Genomic DNA, 21,014 nt, shown 5'->3' with positions numbered 1-21,014 from the left:
TCGAACATGCCATTCCCCGCAATCCACCGCGTCGTCACCGGCCACGACGCCGACGGCAAAGCCATCGTCAGCGCCAACGGCCCGCTGCCCACCGTGGTCGAACTGTCGGCCATACCGGGCACCGTCTTCCACGAGGTGTGGAGCACGGACGCCACGCCCGCCGTCCTCGGCAACGGCGCCGACCCGACCACCGGCCCCTTGATGCTGCCCCCGCCCGCGCGGGGCAGCCGCATCCGCTATGTCGACATCCCGCCCGACACCGAGGACTTCCTCGCCCATGGCGCGGCCCGCATGAAGGAGGCCTTCAGCCAGGCCGGCGACGAGGACGTATCCACCGTCAAGGCCAGCTCTCCCCATCCGCTGATGCACCGCACCGAGTCCATCGACTACGGCATCGTGATCGAGGGCGAGCTGACCCTGGTGCTGGACGACAGCGAAGTGCAACTGCGCCAGGGCAGCGTGGTGGTTCAGCGCGGCACCAACCACGCCTGGGCCAACCGCTCCGGCGCGCCCTGCCGCATGCTGTTCATCCTGATCGGCGGCGCCTACGAGCCGGACATCGCCGCCAGCCTGGCGGCGCGCTAACGCGGATCCAGCGGCCATCAACCCAATATAGGAAACGCCAACAATGAAATTCGCCACCCTGCAAGACCACACCACCGACGGGCGCCTGCTGATCGTCTCGCGCGACCTCGCGCGCTGCGTCGAGGCGGGCGACCTCGCGCCCACGCTGCTGCACGCGCTGCAAAACTGGACCGCCGTCGAAGCCGCGCTGCGCGACCGCTACGACGCCCTGAACGCGGGCGCCATCGAAGGCCGGCCCTTCGACCCGCGCGATTGCGCCGCCCCGCTGCCGCGCGGCCCGCAATGGTGCGACGGCTCCGCCTTCCTCAACCACGCCAACCTGATGGAGCAGGCCTTCGGCACGCCGCCCATCCCCGACCTGCAAACCATCCCCCTCATGTACCAGGGCGCCAGCGACGACTTCCTCGGCCCGCACGCCGACATGCCCCTGCCCAGCGAGGCCGACGGCATCGATTTCGAGGGCGAATTCGGCGTCATCGTCGACGCCGTCCCGATGGGCAGCTCGCCGCGGGCGGCGCTGGACAGCGTGCGCCTGCTGGTGCAACTGAACGACTGGAGCCTGCGCGCCCTCGGCCCGCGCGAAATGCGCACCGGCTTCGGCTTCCTGCAGGCCAAACCCTCCACCAGTTTCGCGCCGGTCGCGGTCACGCCGGACGAGCTGGGCGACGCCTGGCGCGACGGGCGCGTGCAACTGGAACTGCACGTGGAATGGAACGGCGAACACTTCGGCCACCCGCACGGCGGCGAGATGCACTTCGGCTTCGGCGAGTTGATCGCCCACGCCGCCCGCACCCGGCGGCTCTCGGCCGGCACCATCATCGGCACCGGCACCGTGTCCAACGCCAGCCGCGCCGCGGGTTCGGCCTGCATCGCAGAGCGCCGCGTGATCGAGATGGTGGACGACGGCGCAGCCCGCACCGCCTTCATGCGCTTCGGCGACCGGGTGCGCATGGAGGCGCGCGGCCCCGGCGCGGCCGCCGGCGCCGGCCCGTTCGGCGTCATCGAGCAGCGCGTGGTGGCGGCGGGGAACGCGCAATGAGCCATATCCTGGTCACCGGCGCCAACGGCTATGTCGGCGGCGCGCTGGTCAGCGAACTGCTGGCCACCACCGGCCACACCCTCACGTTGCTGGACCACCGGTTCGACGCGCCCGCTCCGCCCGGCGCGCGCCAGGTACTGGGATCGCTGACCGACCACGCGGCGCTGGACGAGGCGCTGCGGGACCGTCCCGACACCGTGTTCCACCTGGCCAGCGTGCCCGGCGCGCTGGCGGAGCGCGAATACCAGTTGGGCTTCGAGGTCAACCTGCAAGCCACGCTGGCCCTCGCGCACCGGCTGGCGGACCAGGGCCGGGAATCCGGCCGCGCGGCCCGGCTGGTGTTCGCCAGCTCCGTGGCCGTGTATGGCGACTTGGGAAGCGGCGGCGCGCACGAGCACCAGCCGGCCCTGCCCGCGCTGAGCTACGGCGCGCACAAGCTGATGGCCGAGATCGCGCTGGCGGACCTGAGCCGGCGCGGCGCCATCGACGCCGTCAGCCTGCGCCTGCCCGGCATCGTGGCCCGGCCGCCCGCGGAGTCCGGCCACGGCTCGGCCTTCATGAGCCTCGTGATGCGCAGGCTGGCCGCCGGCGAGCCCTATGTCTGCCCGGTGCCGCCGCACGCCACCGCGTGGTGGATGTCCCTGCCCTGCTGCGTCGCCAACCTGCTGCACGCGGCGGCGATGTCCACCGCCGCGGCGCCGGCCTCCCGCGCCTGGCAGTTGCCGGTGCTCACGCTGAGCGTGGACGGCATCGTGGACGCGCTGGCGCGCCGATACGGCCCGCGATGCCGCGAACTGGTGAGCCACCAGCCGGACGAGCGCATCACCGCGCTGTTCGGACGCATGCCCCCGTTGCACACGCCCGCCGCCCTGGCGGCGGGCTTCCGCCACGACGGCGACGCCGACCAGCTGATACAAGCGGCACTCAAATAAAAATACAAGGAGGGGACATGGGCGTGAATCTAGGCCTGAGGCAGCGGCTACTATTGGGCATGGCGGCGTTGATGCTGCCGTTTACGGCGACATCCCTGCTCGCCCTGTGGCAGCTGGACGCCATGTCGGCGCAGCTGCAACGCGTGGTCGAACGCGACGCGCGGCGGGTGGACCTGGCGCACCTGCTGCACGCCGCCCTGCTGGACATCGGCATGCAGGAGCGCACCCTGCTGCCGATGACGGACGCGGAAGACCTCAAGACCCAGCACGCGCTGCTGCAAGCGGCCCAGGCGCGGTACCGCGACGTGGAGGCGCGGCTGGCCGCGTTGCCGCCCGAGCCCGGAGAGGACAACGGCGTGAGCCGCCAGCTGGCCGCCATCCGCGCCGAGCGCGCGCAGGCCGAACCGGTGCACGCCCGCGCCGTGGAACTGGTGATGAACGGCGCCGGCGCCGACGCGGGCCTCACCCTGCTGCTGCAGGTGGAACGCGCCGACGCGCACTGGCGCACCAGCATCGCCGAAATCGTCGGCCAGATCACCCGCCGCAACCAGGCCACCCACCAGCGGGACCGGGGGCGCGCGCGGCAAGCCCGATTGCTGCTGGCCGCGTCGCTCGCCTTCTCCGCCATCGCCGGCACATTCATCGCGCTGCGCCTGGCGCGCGTGGTCACCCGCCCGGTGGCCGACGCCACCGGCATCGCCGTGGCCATCGCGGAGGGCGACCTGACATCGGAGGTCCGCGCGCAGCGCGGCGACGAACTGGGACGCCTGCTGAAGGCCATCGGCGCGATGCAGGAAAGACTGCGGCGCATGGTGGGCGGCGTGGGCGAGACGGCGGCCGCCGTCGCCAGCGCCAGCCAGGACGTGGCCGACGGCAGCACCGCCCTATTGGAGCGCAACCTGCACGCGGCGGCGCAGCTGCGGCAAACCGCCGCCTCGCTGCGCACCTTGACGGACACCGTCGCGGCGAGCGCGGAAAACGCCCTGCGGGCCAGCGCCTGCACGGACGAGGTGCGCAGCCACGCGCGGGACGGGAACCAGGCCATCGTCCGCGTGCGGGCCAGCATGGACGGCGTGGAGCTGGCCACGCGCAAGATCGACGGCATCGTCGGCATCATCGGCGGCATCGCCGCCCAGACCAACATCCTGGCCCTGAACGCCGCCGTGGAGGCGGCGCGGGCCGGCGAACAGGGGCGCGGCTTCGCGGTGGTGGCCAGCGAGGTGCGCACGCTGGCGCAGCGCGCCGCCGAAGCGGCCAAACAGATCGGGGAGCTCAGCCGCGAGGCCAGCGCCCGCATCGCCGGCGGCAACAGCGACGTGCGGCACGCCGTCGCCATGGCGCGCACCCTGATGGAGCGGGCCGACATGGTGGCCGGCCTGGTGGCCAGCCTGTCCGACGCGGCGGCCAGCCAGAACGAGGGCCTGCGCGACATCGACCAGGCCCTGGGGCGGCTGGACGCCGTCACGCGGCAGAACGCCGGCATGGGCGAGGCCTCCGTCGCCACCGCCGCCACGCTGGCCGGGCAGTCGCGCGAGCTGGTGCGCATGGTGGGCATGTTCCACACCCGTGCCGCCGGGAGCGCCCGCCCCGCAGCATTGACCGCCTGACCCGCGCGGTCGCCCGCGGCGTGGCGGCCGCGCCGCGCCGTCGCCCCCGTCCAACGATAAAACAGCGACATTGTCCACAGGGTTACAAAGTCGCCGGTGCTTCGTCCATACACTGTGCAAGGCGGCCCGGATTCGAACCGCGGGCCGCCGCGGCACCTTGTACTTCGGCTCGACACCACACTATCGATGGAAAAACAAATGAAAAAAACACTGGGGACAATGGCATTGTTGGGCGCGTTCGGCGCCGTCACCGGCGCGCACGCGCAATCGTCCGTCACCATTTATGGAACGCTGGACGCGGGTATCGCCAAAATCTCGGGCACCACGGCGCAAATCACAAAGCGCGACAACAACAAGCTGGGCTTTCGCGGCGTGGAGGACCTCGGCAATGGATTGAAGGCCCTGTTCCAGTTGGAGGTCCGCTTCGAGCCCGACACCGGCACCGTCGAGGCGGGGTCGCGCCCCCTGTTCCAGGGCCAGAGCCGGGTCGGCCTGCAAGGCGGTTTCGGCACCATCCGCCTGGGCCGCGGCTTGACCGCGTACCAGGAAGCCAGCGTCGCGTTCGAGCCCTGGAACGGGCTGCCCACCGTGTCGCCGTCCAGCACCGGCGGCAGCATCGGCCCGGGCTTCCAGCCGGACCTGCACGTCGCAGGCTACACCAGCGATCCACTGGGGCCCGCCGGCAATTCGCGCAACCGCTTCTCGAACGCGGTGTTCTACAACTCCCCGCTGTTCAACGGCTTCCAGGTCAACCTCACGGTGGGCGCCAAGGAAGCCAACGGCAACGCCGCGCTGATCGGACGCGGCACCGCGCTGGCGCCGCAGTACCCGGCCAACAGCGTGCCCTCCGCCGCGCCCTACTCGCTCAGCGCCACCTACAACAACGGCCGCTTCGGCGCGCTGGCCGCGTACGAGCGCAACGCGGTGGAGACCGACGTGTGGGCGGTGGCCGCCTCGTACAAGCCGACGGCGGACTTGAAACTGATGGCGTCCTACCAGAAGCAGGACCAGAGCCACACCATGGCCGCCAACGCGGAAACCAAGGCCTGGGTACTGGGCGCCAACTACACCGTGGGCGCGGGCAAGGTGCTGCTGGGCTATGGCCAGAAGACGCCGGACGCGATGCCGCACACCAAGCAGGCCTCGGTGGGCTATGAGCACAGCCTCTCGCCGCGCACCTATGTGTACGCGGACCTGTCCAACCGCAAATCGCCTCCGGTCGCCAACCAGACCATTCTGCGCAGCTACACCTTCTACGGCGTGGGCGTGCACCACAACTTCTGATCACCCGGCGAATCCCGCGGCGCCAACGGCCCTGGAAACAGGGCCGTTACGACGGATTTCGCCACGCCAAAGCCTTTTTTCGCATGCATGGCCTGTCGGTGGGACACCGGTCCGGTCGATCAACCAGGACTGGTTCGGCGTGCCGTCCATGGTAGACACGCGCATCCCCGCCGGAGCAACACTATTCGTCCGGCAGGGATGCGAACGCGCGCAAGGCCTCGATGTCGAGTATCCGGATCGACCCGTAGCTGGCCTGCAGCACCTTCGCCTCCTCCAGCCGGTGCAGCGTGCGGTTTGCGAGCTGGCGCGACACGCCGGCCAGGTAGGCGATTTCCTCTTGAGAGATCTGCAGCTTGCTGGCCGTTCCCGGATAAAGTTCGGCGTTGAACAGCTCCGCGAGGCAGTGCGCGACGTGTTTTTCAGGCGCGGACGAGCGGAAATGCTCAAGCCGTATCACGAACTGCGCGAGGCGGGCGTTGAGCTGTTCGATCAGGAAGCGGTTGAAGGCCAGGCTCGTGTCCATCAGCCAATGAAACGTCGAGGACGGCACGAGCGCCAGACGGCTCTCGCGCAGCGCCACCACATCATAGGGACGTATCTCGCTTTTCAAGACCGAGCCCTCGCCGAACCAGCCGCCCGTGGGTATGCCGATCAAGGAGGTCGGCCTCCCCCCGCGCGTGACATTGGACACTTTGAGCAATCCGTCGGCGACCCCGTACCAGTATTCGGCACGCACGCCACGATGGCAGACCGTTTGCCCGCCGTCCACCAGCAATTCCGAGGAATCGCTCAACACGCGGCGCAACTCCTCCGCGCCCAGCTTTCGCCCCCACAGGGATGTGGCTATGAAATCCTTGATACTGTCGCTTGCCATTGTCGCGGGTCCACCTATGCGGATTGTCTGTTCTTCGATATCTCCGATTGTGACCGAACTTGGACGCAAGAGCGAATAAATCGCCAATTCAGCGCGCCGATCTCGCCCACGATGCCCCGGCGAAACGCCAGCACGCAGACAATGAAGATGAAGCCAGTGACCATGCCGACCGATTCGCCCAGCGTCCGGAACCACTCGACGCCGGTCAGCGCGCCCAGCGCGTTGCCCAGGTCTCCCAGCTTGTTTTCCAGGACGACGATCAACAGCGCGCCAACCACCGGCCCCGCCATCGTTCCCAGGCCGCCCACCAGTGTCATCAGCACCACCAGGCCGGACATGGTCCAGTGCACGTCGGTCAGGGTCTGGAAACCCAGCACCACGGTCTTGGTGGCCCCCGCCAGCCCCGCCAGGGCCGCAGACAGCACGAAGGCCAGCAGCTTGTAGCGGTCCACGTCATAGCCCAGCGACACCGCGCGCGGCTCGTTCTCCTTGATCGCCCTCAGCACCTGGCCGAACGGCGAGTGCACCGTGCGCACGATGACGGCCAGCCCGCCGGCGCAGATGGCCAGGACCACGAAGTACATGGCCAGGTCGGAGGACAGGTCGACGACCCCGGCCAGCTTCCCGCGCGGCACGCTCTGCAAGCCATCCTCGCCGCCGGCGAACGGCGCCTGCAGGTAGAGGAAGTACAGCATCTGCGCCAGCGCCAGCGTGATCATCGTGAAGTAGATGCCCTGCCTGCGTATCGCCAGGCTCCCCATCAGCAGGCCGCTCAGCGCGGCCACCGCGACACCGGCCGCGATGCCGAGCTCGAACGGCAGCCCCATCGCCTTCAGCGCGTGGCCGGCCGCATACCCCGCACCGCCGAAGAACGCCGCGTGGCCGAACGACAGCAGGCCGGTGAATCCGATCAGCAGGTTGAAGGCGCAGGCGAACAGCGCGAAGCACAGCACCTTCATGAGAAACACCGGATAAATGACAAACGGCGCCGCCAGCGCCGCCCCCAGGACAAGCGCGATTCCTATTTTTTTGTTCATGTTCTTATTTCTCTTTTCCAAACAAACCCGCCGGCCGCACCAGCAGCACCAGCACCATGACGATGAACACCACCGTGGCCGACAGCTCGGGATAGAACACCCGCGTCAAGCCTTCGACGACGCCCAGCCCCAGCCCGGTGACGATGGCGCCCATGATCGACCCCATGCCGCCGATCACCACGACCGCGAACACCACGATGATCAGATTCGATCCCATCAGCGGCGACACCTGGATCACCGGCGCCGCCAGCACGCCCGCCAGCGCGGCCAGCGCCACGCCGAAACCGTAGGTCAGCGTGACCATCAGCGGCACGTTGACGCCGAAAGCCTCGACCAGCTTGGGATTCTCGGTGCCGGCGCGCAGGTAGGCGCCAAGCTTGGTCTTTTCGATCATGAACCAGGTGCCGGAACACACCGCCAACGACGCCACGACCACCCAGGCGCGGTACTTGGGCAGGACCATGAAGCCCAGGTCGAACGCGCCGGACAGCGCGTCCGGCACCGCGTACTGCTGCCCCGACACGCCATACACCGAACGGAACAGGCCCTCCATCAGCAGGGTGATGCCGAAGGTGAGCAACAGCCCGTATAAATGATCGAGCTTGTACAGCCAGCGCAGCATCGTCCTTTCCACGACGACGCCGAACAGCCCCACCAGCAGGGGCGCCGCTGCCAGCATGATCCAGTAGTCGACCTCGAAGTAATTCAGGCCCATCCAAGCCAGGAAGGCGCCCATCATGTACAAGGCGCCGTGCGCGAAGTTGATCACGTTGAGCAGGCCGAAGATGACGGCCAGGCCCAGGGACAGCATCGCGTAGAACGAACCGTTGACCAGGCCAAGCAGCAGTTGGCTCAGCATGGCCTGCAGGGGAATTCCCAATATTTCCATGTCTTTTCACACCCCAAGCAATTGATTCAGTACCGGCATTTTTTCGCGCAAGGCGGAGGCGGCGAAACTCTCGACGATCTGGCCGTGCTCCATCACGTAAAAGCGGTCCGCCAGCGGCGCGGCGAAGCGGAAGTTTTGCTCCACCATCACGATGGTGTAGCCCTTGGCCTTCAGTGTCGTGATCATCCGCGCCAGCGTCTGCACGATGACGGGCGCCAGGCCCTCCGAAATCTCGTCCAGCAACAGCAGGCGCGCGCCGGTGCGCAGGATGCGCGCCACCGCCAGCATCTGCTGCTCGCCGCCCGACAGCCTGGTGCCCTGGCTGGCGCGGCGCTCCTTCAGATTGGGGAACATCTCGTAGATCTCGTCGAGCGGCATGCCTGGCGGCCCGCCGGCCACGAGGGGCGGCAGCAGCAGGTTTTCCTCGGTCGACAGCGAAGAGAAAATGCCCCGCTCCTCCGGGCAATAGCCAACACCCAGATGCGCGATCCTGTGCGTCGCGCGGCCGATGGCCTCGGCGCCGTTGATCCTGATGGACCCCTTGCGCGCGCCGGTCAGCCCCATGATGGCGCGCAGCGTCGTCGTGCGGCCGGCGCCGTTGCGACCCAGCAGGGTGACGACCTCGCCCTGGTTCACGGACAGGTTGACGTCATGCAGGATGTGCGATTCGCCATACCATGCGTGCAGATTGGTGATTTCGAGTGCCGCCGCCATTCAATGCGCTCCTTCCAGCGCGCCCGGGACTGTGCCGGCGGTGGTTCCCGCGGTTGTGCCCGCGGTTGTGCCCATATACGCTTCCATCACCCGCGGATCGCTCGAAACCTCCTGGTATGTGCCCTCGGCCAGCAGCGCGCCGCGCTGAAGCACCGAAATGCGATCGCTGATGCCCGAGATCACGCTCATGTTGTGCTCCACCATCAGCACCGTGCGGCCCCGCGCCACCTTCTTGATCAGCGCGGTCACGCGGTGCACGTCCTCGTGGCCCATGCCCTGCGTCGGCTCGTCGAGCAGCATCAGTTCCGGGTCCATGGCCAGCGTGGTGGCGATTTCGAGCGCGCGCTTGCGGCCATAGGGCAGGTCCGCCGTCACCGTGTCCGCGAACTGTTCCAGGTCCACCTGCGCCAGCAGTTCCATGGCGCGCCCGTTGAGCGCATTCAGCTTCTTTTCGCTTTGCCAGAACGCGAAGGAATTGCCCAGCGGCCGCTGCAAGCCGACGCGCACGTTTTCCAGCACCGTCAGGTGCGGGAACACCGCCGAGATCTGGAACGAGCGGATGATGCCCTGGCGCGCGATCCGCGCCGGCCTGGCCATCGTAATGTCTCGGCCATTGAACAATATCTGGCCCGATGTCGGAACCAGAAACTTGGTCAGCAAATTGAAACAGGTGGTCTTGCCCGCGCCGTTCGGCCCGATCAGTGCGTGTATATGCCCGCGTTGCACCCGCAGGCTGACATTGTTGACCGCGGTGAAACCCTTGAATTCCTTGGTCAACTGTCTCGTCTCCAATACTACCGACATCGTGTCCCTCTTTGATTATTCTTGTGAGATCAGGCATCCATGGCGCCAGCGCCCAGGTCCAGGTCCGTGGTGACTTGCGCGCGCAGCAGATACTTCTGGACCTTGCCGGTCACCGTCAGCGGGAAGCCGTCCATGAAGACCACGTAGCGCGGCACCTTGTAGTAGGCGATCTGCCCCTGGCAGAAGGCGCGGATCTCCTCGGCGTCCGCCTGCATGCCGGGACGCAGGACCACGCAGGCACACAGCTCCTCGCCATACTTCTGGTCCGGCACGCCGACGCACTGCACGTCCAGCACCTTCGGATGCCGGTACAGGAACTCCTCCACTTCGCGCGGATAGATGTTCTCCCCGCCGCGGATGACCATGTCCTTCGACCTGCCTACGATGGTCGCGTAGCCCTGCTCGTCGATGACGGCGAGGTCGCCCGTATGCATCCAGCGCGCCGCGTCGATGGTTTCGCGGGTTTTCTCCACGTCGCCCCAGTAGCCGAGCATGACCGAATAGCCGCGCGTGAGCAGCTCGCCCTTCACGCCGCGCGGCACGATGCGGCCGTCGGCGTCGACGATCTTCACCTCCAGGTGCGGGTGGACGCGGCCTATGGTCGACACGCGCAGGGCCACCGGGTCGTCCACCGAGCTCTGAAAACTCACCGGCGAGGTCTCCGTCATGCCGTAGGCGATGGTGATTTCCCTCATGTGCATGGTGCCGATGACCCGGCTCATCACCTCGGCCGGGCATGGCGAACCGGCCATGATGCCCGTTCTCAGGGTGGACAGGTCGTAGTCGCCGAACTCCGGATGGTCGAGGATGGCGATGAACATGGTGGGCACGCCGTGCAGGCCGGTGCAGCGCTCGGCCTGCACCGTTTCCAGCACCGCCCGCGGGTCGAAGCTCTCGCCCGGGAACACCATGGCCGCGCCGTGCGTCACGCAGGCCAGGTTGCCGAGCACCATGCCGAAGCAGTGGTACAGCGGCACCGGTATGCACAGCCGGTCCTTGTCGCCGAGCCTCATCGCCTCGCCGATGAAGAAGCCGTTGTTCAGGATGTTGTGATGCGTGAGCGTGGCGCCCTTCGGCGCGCCCGTGGTGCCGGACGTGAACTGGATGTTGACCGGGTCGTCGAACTGCAGCCCCGCCTGCACCGCCGCCAGCCGTTCGAGATGGGCCGCGTCGGGCTCCGCCAGCAAGTCGTCGAAATTGAGCATGCCGGGCGTCGAGTCCGCGCCCAGCCGTATCACCTGGCGCAGCCACGGCAGGCGCTCCGAGCGCAAGGCGCCGGGCTCGGCGTGATGGATTTCGGGCGCCACGTCGCGCACCATGGCGATGTAGTCGCTGGACTTGAAGGCCGGCGCCAGGATCAGCGCGCTGCACTGCACCTTGTCCAGCACGTATTCCAGCTCCGAACGGCGGTAGGACGGGTTGATGTTCACCATCACCAGTCCCGCCCTGGCGGTGGCGAACTGCACCAGCACCCACTCCGCGCAGTTCGGCGACCAGATGCCCACCCGGTCGCCCGGGTTCAGACCGAGCTTGAGCAGGCCGGCGGCCAGCCGTGTCACGCGGTCGTCGAATTCCCGGTAGGTCCAGCGCACGTTCTGGTGGGGTACGACCAGCGCCTCGTTGTCGCCGAAGCGGGCCGCCACCGAGGCCAGGTAGGGCCCTATCGTCACGCCGATGAGCGGCACATCGTGGGCGCCGTGCACGTAGCTTAAATCGTGTTGCATATGTGTCTCCTTGAATCGTTTACTTTTTCACCAGCGGGCAGCCCGACTGCGCGAGCGGCCTGAACGCCTCAGCGGCGGGGATCACGTCCACCACCTTGTAGTAGTCCCACGGCGCCTTCGATTCGGCCGGCTTCTTCACCTGCACCAGCAGCATGTCGTGCACCACGCGGCCGTCGGCGCGCAGCGTGCCTTTCGGGATGACGACGTCGCTGACCGGCGTCTCGCGCATCTTCTTCATGACGGCGGTGGTTTCATCCGTGCCGGCCGCCTTCACCGCTTTCAGGTAGTGGGTGACGGCCGAATACATGCCGGCCTGCGCCATCGTCGGCATCTTCTTTTGCACGGCGAAGAAACGCTTGGCCCAGGCGCGCGTGGCGTCGTTCTGGTCCCAGTAGAAGCCCTCGGTCAGATACATGTCCTGCGCGTATTTGAGGCCGATCGAATGGACGTCGCTGATGAACATCAGCAGCGGCGCGACCAGCGCGCCCTTGCCGGCGATGCCGAATTCGCCGGCCTGCTTCACCGCGTTGGCGGTGTCGCCGCCGGCGTTGGCCAGGCCGATGACCTTGGCCTTGGAGGCCTGCGCCTGCAACAGGAAGGAGGAGAAGTCGCTGCTGTTCAGCGGGTGCTTGACCGATCCGAGCACCTTGCCGCCGCCCGCCGTCACCACGTCGGTCACGTCCTTTTCCAGCGACTTGCCGAAGGCGTAATCGGCGGTCAGGAAATACCAGCTGTCGCCGCCGCGCTTGAGCAGCGCCTTGCCGGTGCCGACCGAGCTCGAATAGGTGTCGTACATCCAGTGCGCGCTGGTGGGCGTGCATTTTTCATTCGAGATGACGCTGGAGGCCGAGCCGACCACGATCGCCAGCTTGTTCTTCTGCTGAGCGATGTCCATGACCGCCAGCGCGACGTTGGTCGGCACCAGGTCCATCAGGGCGTCGACGTTTTGCTGGTCGATCCATTCGCGGGCCCGGGCGGACGCGACGTCGGCCTTGTTCTGGCTGTCCGCCGTGAGCAGCTCGATGGGCTTGCCGAGCACGGTCTTGCCGAAATCATCGATCGCCATTTTGGCGGCGACGATGGAGCCCTGCCCGGACAGGTCCGAATACAGGCCGGAAAGGTCGGTGATGATGCCGATCTTGACGACGTCGTTGCTGACCTGCGCACCCGCCGTCGCCATGCCCGCCGCCAGCAAGGCCGCCGCCAGGGATATCTGCTGAATTCTCATTGCTTTGTCTCCATCGTGTTTTTGAATTGAGTTTCCATGTTTACGTTTACGTAAACGTAACAACGAGGCCCAGATTAGCACCATTTTTTTCGGCCAATTGTTCGCGCCATGACAATTGCAGCGGTTTTTCGCGCCCGGCATTCCACTTCGATTGGCCACAACCTGGCGCATGGCGGCGGCGAAGGCCCGGTTCGATAATCGAACACATTCTTTCAAATTTATTTGCAAATGCAAATAAAAAGGCGTTAAATGTATTTGCCGTGACAAATACATTGGAGACGCCATGAACCTGAATGACCAGCCACAATTCAACTACGCCGACCTGGGCCTGCGCGACGCCATGGGACGCATCTCCCCGGTCGCCGGCGCCCCCGCGCTGGCGGCCATCATCGACAACGCCCGCGCCCTGGTGCCCAAACTGAAGGCGCGCGCCGAAGCCACCGAGGCGGCGCGGCGCGTGTCCACGCAAACCACTGGGGAATTCCGCGAGGCCGGTTTTTTCAAGCTGATGCAGCCGGCGCGCTTCGGCGGCTATGAATACGGCTTCACGGCCTTCATCGACATCATCAGCGAACTCGGTCGCGGCTGCACCTCGTCGGCCTGGGGCTGCTCGCTGGGCGCCATCCACCAATGGCTGCTGGGCACCATGCCGCTGGAGGCGCAAAACGACGTCTGGGGCGAGAACCCGGACGCCATCCTGTGCGGCTCGTACGCGCCCGCCGTCAAGGCGGTGGCGGCGGACGGCGGCTTCCTGGTCGAGGGCAAGTGGCACTGGGCGTCGAACGTCGACAACTCCGACTGGGCGCTGCTGGGGGTCATGTTCCCGGCCGACGACACCTCCCCGGCCCCCTATCCCGGCTTCCTGATGGCGCCGCGCAAGGACTGGGACATCGAGGACACCTGGTTCGTCGCCGGCCAGGCCGGCACCGGCTCGAAGACCATCGTGGTCGGCCAGCCGCTCTTCATTCCCGCGCACCGCAAGATCAGCTTCGCCGAACTGTCGTCGAACGCGCCTCCCGGCAGCGCCCACAACCTCAATCCTGTCTACCGCATCCCCTTCCTGTCGGCGGTGCCGGTGTGCCTGGTGTCGCCCCTGCTGGGAACGGCCCAGGGCGCGGTCGATGAATTCATCGCCATGGCCGGTTCCCGCGTGACCCGCGGCGCGGTGTCGGGCGGCGGCAACCGCATGTGCGACTTCTTCCCGGTGCAATCGCGCCTGGCCGAGGCGGCCGCCTCGCTGGACGCCGCCCGCCTGCTCATTTACCGCGACACCGCCGAAGTCGAAAGCATCGCCGCCTCCGGCCAGATCATCAGCGTCGCGCAGCGCATCCGCAACCGGCGCAACCACGCCTACGCGGCGCGGCTCTCGCGCGACGCGGTCGAATGCCTGTTCGCCAGCGTGGGCGGCGCCGGCTTGGCCACCAGCCAGCCCATCCAGCGCATGTGGCGCGACGCCAACGCCATCGCCAAGCACATCAGCCTGAACTGGGACGCGGTGTCGTCGATGTGCGGCCAGCACATGCTGGGCCTGGAGCCCAAGGGCCAGTACTGAGCGAGGAGTCCCGACCATGTACTCCTGGTTCGACACATTCGGCCCCGCCGACACGCCCGCCGACGCCCGCGCCCTGCGCACGGCGTTCAGTAACTTCGCCACCGGCGTGTGCCTGGTGACGACGGTCGCCGCCGACGGCAAGCGCGAAGGCATGACCATCAACTCCTTCGCGTCCGTTTCGCTGCAGCCGGCCCTGCTGCTGTGGAGCATACGCGACGAGGCGCGCAGCGCCGACGTCTTCGTCGCCAGCGGACGCTTCGTCGTCAGCGTGCTGGGCGTGGAACAGCAGGAGCTGGCCCTGCATTTCGCCCGCCCCGCCGAGGACAAGTTCGCGAAGTTCGCGGACCAGTTCGAGGACGGCCTGGGCGGCTGCCCGAGGCTGCGCGCATCCATCGCCACGTTCGAATGCGCGACCTGGTCGCGCCACAAGGAGGGCGACCACACGATCCTGATCGGCAAGGTGGAGCGTTTCTCCTCCAGCCATGGGGCGCCGCTCGCCACTTACGCGGGAAAACTCGGGGCGCCCGGCGAAATCGCCTGACTCCCCGCCACAAGCAAATTCAATAAACCCATAACGGAGATACGCAATGAACGGAAAAATCGCACTCGAGGAACACTTCGCCATCAACGACACCATCGAGGATTCGCGCGTCTATGCGCGTCCGGAAATGTGGGAAGGATTGAGGGCCAAGCTGCTGGACTTCGAGACGGAACGGCTGGACCAGATGGACGAACACGGCGTCGAGTACGCCATCCTGTCGCTCAATTCGCCGGCGGTGCAAGCCATTTTCGACGTGCCGCGCGCCATCGAGGTGGCGCGCAAGGCGAACGACCTGCTGGCCGAGCAGATCGCCCGCCATCCCAAGCGCTTCGGCGGCTTCGCGGCCCTGCCCATGCAAGACCCGGACGCGGCGGCGCGTGAACTGGAGCGCTGCGTGCAGCAACTCGGCTTCCACGGCTTCCTGGTCAATGGCTTCTGCCAGGTCGGCAGCGAAGACCGCGTCGCCTACTACGACGGCGACCAGTACCGCGATTTCTGGTCGGTGGCGGCGGCCCTCAAAAAGCCCTTCTATATGCACCCGCGCGATCCGCTCGCCTCGCGCGAGCCTATCTACGACGGCAACCCGTGGCTGTGCGGCCCGACCTGGGCCTTCGCCGTCGAGACCAGCATCCACGCGCTGCGCCTGATGGGCAGCGGCCTGTTCGACCGCCATCCCGAGCTGCAGATGGTGCTGGGCCACCTGGGCGAAGGCATCCCCTTCAACGTCTGGCGCATCGACCACATCCTGCGCAAGGGCCGCCGCGGCATGGCCGCCGAGAAGGAGATCGGCGAATACCTGCGCAGCAATGTGCACCTGACCACCAGCGGCAACTTCCGCGCGCCCACGCTGCTGAGTTCCATGCTGGAGATGGGGTCGGACCGCATCATGTTCTCGGTCGACTATCCCTTCGAAAAGCACGCCGACGCCGCGTCCTGGTTCGACACCGTGCATATCAGCGAGAACGACAGGCGCAAGATCGGCCGCGACAACGCGATCAAACTGTTCGACCTGAAGCTCTGAGGAGGCGCCGTGCGCGAACTGAATCACGAAACCATCACGGACTCGGTCCTGGAAAGCCTGGCGCGCACGCCCGACGCGCGCCTGAAGCGAATCATGGCCGGCCTGGTGACGCACCTGCACGACTTCGCGCGCGAGGTCGAGCTGACCGAGGCGGAATGGAGCGCCGGCATCGCCTTTCTGACCCGGGTGGGCCATATGTGCAGCGACAAGCGGCAGGAATTCATCCTCCTGAGCGATACGCTGGGCCTGTCGATGCTGGTCACGGCGATGAACAATCCGGGCGCGCAAGGGACCACCGAGGCCACCGTGTTCGGCCCCTTCCACGTGGCGGACGCCCCGCGCTACGAGCACGGCGAGGATGTCGCCAACGGCGCGGCCGGGCCGCCTTGCATGGTCGCCGGCCGGGTGCTGGACCGCGACGGCAAGCCGGTCCCCGGCGCCACCATCGAGGTCTGGCAGGCCGATGACGACGGCCTGTACGACGTGCAGCGTCCGGAGCTGACGCAGGCGCAGGCGCGCGGGGTGCTGCATTCCGGCGACAAGGGCGAGTTCCACTTCCGTTCCATCGTCCCCTGCTCCTACGCGATCCCGCACGACGGCCCGGTCGGCGACATGCTGGCCGCGACGGGGCGCCATCCCTGGCGGCCGGCCCATCTGCACTTCATGATCTCCGCGCCCGGCTATAAAACCCTGGTCACGCACCTGTTCCGGCGCGGCGACCAGTACCTGGAGTCGGACGCGGTGTTCGGCGTGCGCTCGTCCCTGATCGCGGACTGGGAGACGGGCGCCGACGGCGTTTGCCACCTGTACCACGATTTCATCCTGAACCACGCGCCCGCGGCCCGGGGATAGCGCCATGGACAATTTCGTCTACACGACGCAGCCCTTCCGCGTGGTCTTCGGCGCCGGGACCGTTTCCTCGCTCGGCGAGGAGGTCGGCCGGCTGCGCTGCGCGCGCGTATTGACCCTATCGACGCCACAGCAGGAAGCCGGCGCGGCGGAAATCGCGCGGCGACTGGGCCCGCTGGACGCGGGCGTGTTAGCCGGGGCGGTCATGCACGTGCCGTCCGGCTGCGTGGACCGGGCGATGCGGGCCGTCGAGGAAACCGCGGCCGACTGCCTGCTGGCCTACGGCGGCGGTTCGACCATCGGCTTGGCCAAGGCGCTGGCCCTGCGCACCGGCCTGCCCATCGTCGCCGTGCCGACCACCTATGCCGGCTCGGAGGTCACCCCCATCTACGGCATCACCGAGGACCGCGTCAAGCGCACCGGCCGCGATCCCGTGGTGCTGCCCAAGGTGGTGATTTACGACCCGGCGCTGACGCTGGGATTGCCGGCCGCCGTCAGCGTCAACAGTGGCCTGAACGCGATCGCGCACGCGGCCGAGGCGTTGTACGCCCATGACGGCAATCCCATCGTCGGCCTGATGGCCGCCAGCGGCATCGAGGCGCTGGCCAGGGCCTTGCCGCTGATCCTGAAGGACCCGGGCGACGCGGACGCGCGCGCCCAGGCCCTGTACGGCGCCTGGCTGTGCGGCACCGTGCTCGGGCAGGCCAGCATGGGCTTGCACCACAAGCTGTGCCACACCCTGGGCGGCAGCTTCAACCTGCCGCACGCGGAGACGCACGCGGTGATGCTGCCGCACGTGCTGGCGTACAACGGGCCGTCCGCCCCATCCGCCATGGCGCGCATCGCCAAGGCCCTGGGCGCCGACGACGCCGCGCTGGGCATGCACCGCTACGCCGCCGCGCTGGGCGCGCCGCTGTCGCTGCGCGAACTGGGCATGCCGGCGGACGGACTCGATCACGCGGCCGATCTGGCGGTGAAAGCGGAGTATCCGAACCCCCGGCCGCTGGAACGCGCGGCGCTGCGGCGGTTGCTGCAGCGCGCATACGACGGCGCTCCGCCGGCCGCCCCGCCCCGGGCGCCGCGTCAGGGAACCGGCTTGCCGAGGGAGGAAATATTGGCGTAGATCTGCCGCAGGTGGCGCTTGAGCAGCAGCACCTCGTCCGGCGGGATGTTGGCCAGCGCGATCCGCTCGTACAGGTCGGCCAGCGGCGCGACGCGCTCGGCGAGCAGGCGGCCGCCCTCGGTCAGGCGCACGGTGATGGAGCGCCGGTCCTCCTCCGCCGGCACCCTGGCCACCAGGTCTTTTTTCTCGATCGAGGCGACCAGGCGCGACAGGGTGGAGATGTCGGTGGACGTGTGGTCCGCCAGGTTGGTCATGCGCTGCCCGTCCTCATGCAGCAGCGACGCGAGGACGCGCCACATCGGCAGCGTGATGTTGAAGCGGCTTAACTCCGAGGAAAACGCATCCCCGATGCGTACCCCCGCGCGATTGAGCAGGTAGGGGAGCGCGTTCTCCAGGGAGTAGTCGCTCAAGTGGAAGTCGTTTTTTTCAGTCATGGGAAATTATCGCAGAACTTACTTGCTCTAACAATTAACGCGTGCTTTAATTAATTTGCATTTGCAAATAAATGCGGCCAGTCCATAAATTACAAAAACAACAACCACCCAAGGAGATCACATCATGTCCGGTCAACAGACCATCAACGTTTCCGACATCGTCGACAACGGCAAGCTGGGCCCGTTTCACTTCCTGCTTTTGAGTTTATGCGGCTGGTGCCTCATCATGGATGGCTTCGACGTGCAGGCCATGGGCTACGTCGCCCCGGCGCTGATCGCCGACTGGGGCATCGCGAAGACCAGTCTCGGCCCCGTGTTCGGCGCCGGCCTGTTCGGCATGCTGGTCGGCTCCCTGATCTTCGGCGTGCTCGCCGACAAGATAGGACGGCGCCCGGTGCTGATCGGGTCCACCGTGTTCTTCGGCGCCTGCATGGTCGTCACGGCGCACGCCGGCACCATCCAGGAATTGCTGGTGCTGCGCTTCATCACCGGCCTGGGGCTGGGCAGCATCATCCCGAACGCGATCGCGATCGCCGGGGAATACAGCCCCACGCGCATCCGCGTGCGCACCATGATGATCATTTCCGCCGGCTTCATCGTCGGCGCCGCGCTGGGCGGCTTCGTGTCGGCCGCCATCATCCCGTATTTCGGCTGGCGCTCGGTGTTTTACGTGGGCGGCGTCATCCCCCTGCTGCTGGCCGTCGTGATGTTCTTCGTGCTGCCGGAGTCGCTGCAGTTCCTGGTGATGCGGGGTAACCGGGGCGACCGGATCGCCGCCATATTGAAGCGCATCGACGCCGCCTTCGTGGCCGACGCCGGCACCCGCTACGTGGTCTCCGAGCAGCCTAAAAAAGGCGCGCTGGTGGCGCAACTGTTCAGGGAGGGCCGCGCCCGCGCCACGATCCTGATCTGGATCGTCAGCTTCATGAACCTGCTAGTGCTGTTCTTCCTGTCGAACTGGCTGCCCGTGCTGATGAAGGACGCGGGCTTCTCCACCAATTACGCGGTGCTCGCCGGCACCGCGCTGCAGGTGGGCGGCATCGCCGGCACGCTGACGCTGGGCTGGTGCATAGACCGCGCCGGCTTCGGCAAGGTGTTGATCCCGACCTTCGTGGCCGCCGCCACCGCCATCGTCATGATAGGCCAGGTGCACACCTCGCTGCCGCTGGTGTTCGCCACCATCTTCATCGCCGGCTTCTGCATCGTCGGCGGGCAGCCCGCGATCAACGCCCTGGCCGCGACCTATTACCCGACCTCGCTGCGTTCGACCGGCATAGGCTGGAGCGTCGGCATCGGCCGGCTCGGTTCCATCGTCGGTCCCGTGGTCGGCGGAGAGCTGCTGCGCCTTGAATGGTCGATGAGCGCGCTGTTCATGGCGGCGGCGGTGCCCGCGGCGATCGCGGCCCTGACCACCATGTCCATGCGCGGCCCGCACGGCAAGGCGGCGGCCGTCGCCGCCGCCGGCTAACCGCCCCCGCGACCGGATGGCCGATGGGGGGATCCCCAATCGGCCACTTATTCATCCGATCCAAGAAACAATCCATTTCAATAAGGACCATTTATCGAAGCAATGAAAACCGCTACCCTTCATGGATCGTCCCGTGAAGGAAGTTCATGACCACCTTGCACTACATCTTCGACCCGCTGTGCGGCTGGAGTTACGCCGCCGCGCCCCTGATTTCCGCCGCGCGCGGCGTGCCCGGCCTCGGCATCGCCTTCCACAGTGGCGGCATGCTGACAGGCGCCAGCCGGCGCGCCATCACGCCGCAATGGCGCGACCACGTCACGCCACACGACCGGCGCATCGCGCAGCTGACCGGGCAGCCGTTCGGCGCGGCCTACCTCGATGGCCTCCTGCGCGACACCAGCGCGGTGATGGATTCCGCCCCGCCAAGCACCGCCATCCTGGCCGCCGAGGAACTGGCCGGGCGCGGCCTGGACATGCTGCACCGTGTCCAGCGCGCGCACTACGCGGAAGGCAGGCGTATCGCCGACACGCCGGTGCTGGCGGAACTGGCGCGGGAACTGGGCCTGGATCCGGCCGGCTTCGCGGCGGCCTTTGCGCGCCTTGCCGGCCCCGCGACCGATCGGCATTTCACCGAGAGCCGCCAGTGGCTGGCGCGCTGCGGCGGCCAGGGTTTCCCGACGATCGCGCTCGAGCGTGGCGATGGCGCGCTCGAACGGCTCGACCTCGGCCCCTGGCTGGGCCGCGTTGCCGAATGGAGCGAGCATCTTCACCGCCGGATCCCGGCCGCCGCCCAATGAGCACCAACCTCGACCTGCTACGCTCAACCTACGAAGGACTCTCCGGCGAGAACGCGACGCGCCTGCTGGCCGCGCTCACGCCCGAGGCCGAATGGGTTGAAGCGCCGGGCTTCCCGTATGCCGGCACCTATGTGGGCGCGGAAGCGATCGTCGCCAACGTGTTTCAACGCCTGGCGACCGAATGGATCGACTATCGCGCCGAAGCGGCCCATTATCTCGAGCAGGGCGACCGGATCGCCGCCTTCGGCGTGTACTCGGGCACGTTCAAGGCGACCGGCCGTTTCATGCAAGCCTCGTTCGCCCATCTCTACACCTTCAGGGACGGCAAGATCGCGCGCATGGTCCAGTATGTGGACAGCCACATGGTGCAACAAGCCATGCACTCACCGGCCGGATAGCGCACCGGACAGACCTGCCTTGCGTCTCCGACGTGCCTCTTTTTCTCGATACCATTTCCATGTCGCTGATCGGCCGGCGGACCGTCACCAACTGCGCAGCTACACCTTCTACGG

At 67.2% G+C, this 21,014-nt stretch carries 22 protein-coding genes; 13 read left to right on the top strand and 9 right to left on the bottom strand.

Annotated elements, in window-relative coordinates; all coding sequences use genetic code 11:
• Positions 1 to 6 precede the first annotated feature (6 nt).
• From BM436_RS25420 to BM436_RS25400, 5 genes are all read left to right on the top strand, one after another.
• The gene (locus BM436_RS25420) at positions 7 to 585 is read left to right on the top strand and encodes a cupin domain-containing protein (RefSeq protein ID WP_093558332.1); all 579 of its coding nucleotides are present in this window, start codon (positions 7 to 9) and stop codon (positions 583 to 585) included.
• A gap of 43 nt (positions 586 to 628) precedes the next feature.
• A complete protein-coding gene (locus BM436_RS25415; protein WP_093558331.1) occupies positions 629 to 1,624 on the top strand; it encodes a fumarylacetoacetate hydrolase family protein in 996 nt (331 codons plus the stop codon).
• Positions 1,621 to 2,556 carry an NAD-dependent epimerase/dehydratase family protein gene (locus BM436_RS25410; protein WP_093558330.1) on the top strand — a complete coding sequence of 312 codons (936 nt, stop codon included), beginning with the start codon at positions 1,621 to 1,623 and terminating at the stop codon, positions 2,554 to 2,556. Before BM436_RS25415 ends, BM436_RS25410 begins: the two co-directional genes overlap by 4 nt.
• A gap of 17 nt (positions 2,557 to 2,573) precedes the next feature.
• Complete coding sequence (locus BM436_RS25405) at positions 2,574 to 4,163, top strand: methyl-accepting chemotaxis protein (protein ID WP_143133309.1); 1,590 nt, start codon at positions 2,574 to 2,576, stop codon at positions 4,161 to 4,163.
• Positions 4,164 to 4,361: 198 nt separating this feature from the next.
• Positions 4,362 to 5,447, top strand: coding sequence for a porin (locus BM436_RS25400; protein ID WP_093558328.1), 1,086 nt, complete (start codon positions 4,362 to 4,364; stop codon positions 5,445 to 5,447).
• Positions 5,448 to 5,628: 181 nt separating this feature from the next.
• On the opposite strand, the gene BM436_RS25395 is transcribed toward BM436_RS25400, so the two are convergent.
• From BM436_RS25395 to BM436_RS36460, 8 genes are read right to left on the bottom strand one after another with little or no spacing between them, the layout of a single operon-like run.
• Positions 5,629 to 6,321: a Crp/Fnr family transcriptional regulator gene (locus BM436_RS25395; protein WP_229490700.1), complete on the bottom strand. Its 693-nt coding sequence runs from the start codon at positions 6,319 to 6,321 to the stop codon at positions 5,629 to 5,631.
• A gap of 14 nt (positions 6,322 to 6,335) precedes the next feature.
• Positions 6,336 to 7,358 (bottom strand): branched-chain amino acid ABC transporter permease, encoded by a 1,023-nt coding sequence (locus BM436_RS25390; protein ID WP_093558327.1) that lies wholly within the window; start codon positions 7,356 to 7,358, stop codon positions 6,336 to 6,338.
• Positions 7,359 to 7,362: 4 nt separating this feature from the next.
• Positions 7,363 to 8,247 carry a branched-chain amino acid ABC transporter permease gene (locus tag BM436_RS25385; protein WP_093558326.1) on the bottom strand — a complete coding sequence of 295 codons (885 nt, stop codon included), beginning with the start codon at positions 8,245 to 8,247 and terminating at the stop codon, positions 7,363 to 7,365.
• A 6-nt stretch (positions 8,248 to 8,253) separates the two neighbouring features.
• Positions 8,254 to 8,961: an ABC transporter ATP-binding protein gene (locus BM436_RS25380; RefSeq protein ID WP_093558325.1), complete on the bottom strand. Its 708-nt coding sequence runs from the start codon at positions 8,959 to 8,961 to the stop codon at positions 8,254 to 8,256.
• Positions 8,962 to 9,765: an ABC transporter ATP-binding protein gene (locus tag BM436_RS25375; protein ID WP_093558324.1), complete on the bottom strand. Its 804-nt coding sequence runs from the start codon at positions 9,763 to 9,765 to the stop codon at positions 8,962 to 8,964.
• Positions 9,766 to 9,794: 29 nt separating this feature from the next.
• A complete protein-coding gene (locus tag BM436_RS25370) occupies positions 9,795 to 11,489 on the bottom strand; it encodes an AMP-binding protein (RefSeq protein ID WP_093558323.1) in 1,695 nt (564 codons plus the stop codon).
• A gap of 19 nt (positions 11,490 to 11,508) precedes the next feature.
• Positions 11,509 to 12,717 (bottom strand): ABC transporter substrate-binding protein, encoded by a 1,209-nt coding sequence (locus tag BM436_RS25365; RefSeq protein WP_093558322.1) that lies wholly within the window; start codon positions 12,715 to 12,717, stop codon positions 11,509 to 11,511.
• Positions 12,718 to 12,763: 46 nt separating this feature from the next.
• On the bottom strand, positions 12,764 to 13,024 hold the full coding sequence (locus BM436_RS36460; protein ID WP_143133308.1) for a hypothetical protein: 261 nt from the start codon (positions 13,022 to 13,024) through the stop codon (positions 12,764 to 12,766).
• On the opposite strand from BM436_RS36460, the gene BM436_RS25360 reads away from it, so the two are divergent.
• Genes BM436_RS25360 through BM436_RS25340 form a run of 5 tightly spaced genes read left to right on the top strand, consistent with a single transcriptional unit; the run spans position 13,001 to position 17,803 of the window.
• Positions 13,001 to 14,269: an acyl-CoA dehydrogenase family protein gene (locus tag BM436_RS25360; RefSeq protein ID WP_093558321.1), complete on the top strand. Its 1,269-nt coding sequence runs from the start codon at positions 13,001 to 13,003 to the stop codon at positions 14,267 to 14,269. The genes BM436_RS36460 and BM436_RS25360 overlap by 24 nt on opposite strands.
• A gap of 16 nt (positions 14,270 to 14,285) precedes the next feature.
• Positions 14,286 to 14,810 carry a flavin reductase family protein gene (locus BM436_RS25355; protein ID WP_093558320.1) on the top strand — a complete coding sequence of 175 codons (525 nt, stop codon included), beginning with the start codon at positions 14,286 to 14,288 and terminating at the stop codon, positions 14,808 to 14,810.
• A gap of 46 nt (positions 14,811 to 14,856) precedes the next feature.
• Entirely contained in the window at positions 14,857 to 15,831 is a 975-nt protein-coding gene (locus BM436_RS25350) for an amidohydrolase family protein (RefSeq protein ID WP_093558319.1), read from the top strand.
• Between the two features lie 9 nt (positions 15,832 to 15,840).
• Entirely contained in the window at positions 15,841 to 16,683 is an 843-nt protein-coding gene (locus tag BM436_RS25345) for an intradiol ring-cleavage dioxygenase (protein ID WP_093558318.1), read from the top strand.
• Between the two features lie 4 nt (positions 16,684 to 16,687).
• Positions 16,688 to 17,803, top strand: a complete 1,116-nt coding sequence (locus BM436_RS25340) for a maleylacetate reductase (RefSeq protein WP_093558317.1) — start codon at positions 16,688 to 16,690, stop codon at positions 17,801 to 17,803.
• Here the strand turns inward: BM436_RS25340 and BM436_RS25335 are convergent.
• Positions 17,764 to 18,237 carry a MarR family winged helix-turn-helix transcriptional regulator gene (locus BM436_RS25335; RefSeq protein WP_093558316.1) on the bottom strand — a complete coding sequence of 158 codons (474 nt, stop codon included), beginning with the start codon at positions 18,235 to 18,237 and terminating at the stop codon, positions 17,764 to 17,766. The two genes, BM436_RS25340 and BM436_RS25335, sit on opposite strands and share 40 nt — an antisense overlap.
• Before the next feature lie 124 nt (positions 18,238 to 18,361).
• On the opposite strand from BM436_RS25335, the gene BM436_RS25330 reads away from it, so the two are divergent.
• The 3 genes from BM436_RS25330 to BM436_RS25320 all read left to right on the top strand — a co-directional run bounded on the left by BM436_RS25330 (position 18,362) and on the right by BM436_RS25320 (position 20,900).
• Positions 18,362 to 19,705 carry an MFS transporter gene (locus BM436_RS25330; protein WP_093558315.1) on the top strand — a complete coding sequence of 448 codons (1,344 nt, stop codon included), beginning with the start codon at positions 18,362 to 18,364 and terminating at the stop codon, positions 19,703 to 19,705.
• 146 nt (positions 19,706 to 19,851) lie between these two features.
• A complete protein-coding gene (locus BM436_RS25325; RefSeq protein ID WP_093558314.1) occupies positions 19,852 to 20,502 on the top strand; it encodes a DsbA family protein in 651 nt (216 codons plus the stop codon).
• Positions 20,499 to 20,900, top strand: a complete 402-nt coding sequence (locus BM436_RS25320; protein WP_093558313.1) for a nuclear transport factor 2 family protein — start codon at positions 20,499 to 20,501, stop codon at positions 20,898 to 20,900. Before BM436_RS25325 ends, BM436_RS25320 begins: the two co-directional genes overlap by 4 nt.
• Positions 20,901 to 21,014 lie beyond the last annotated feature (114 nt).

It is taken from the genome of Pseudoduganella namucuonensis (assembly GCF_900116645.1).
GTDB classification, from domain to species: Bacteria; Pseudomonadota; Gammaproteobacteria; order Burkholderiales; family Burkholderiaceae_D; genus Rugamonas; species Rugamonas namucuonensis.
The sequence above is the reverse complement of the archived record's forward strand: the minus strand, read 5'-3'. Positions and strand labels throughout refer to the sequence as shown.